1 pseudogene is annotated in these 265 nt (G+C 65.3%); it reads left to right on the top strand.

From position 1 onward, the window contains the following. Positions 1–7: 7 nt before the first annotated feature. Positions 8–265, top strand: a pseudogene (locus SB725_RS31730) (amino acid ABC transporter substrate-binding protein); the annotation flags it as partial.

Below are 265 nucleotides of genomic sequence, written 5' to 3'. Positions count from 1 at the left end.
CTTGAGCATGCGGCCACTGCTTGGTGTTCTGGGATTGCTGGCAGCCCTGCTGGCTGCGCCAGCCCTGGGTGAAGACAAGCTGCGGCTGGTGGCAGACAAATGGCCACCGTTCACCGATGCAAGCATGCCGGGCGGCGGTTTGGCGACCAGCATCGTTACCACGGCACTGACCCGGGCCGGCTACGCCAGCGGGTTTGAGGAGGCGCCATGGGCACGGGCCTTGATGGGCGTCAGCGAAGGGCGCTACGACGTGTTGATCAATGCC

Origin of the sequence: Pseudomonas sp. SIMBA_041 (genome assembly GCF_046535095.1) — a bacterium.
Classification (GTDB): domain Bacteria; phylum Pseudomonadota; class Gammaproteobacteria; order Pseudomonadales; family Pseudomonadaceae; genus Aquipseudomonas; species Aquipseudomonas mucoides.
The sequence above is the reverse complement of the archived record's forward strand: the minus strand, read 5'-3'. Positions and strand labels throughout refer to the sequence as shown.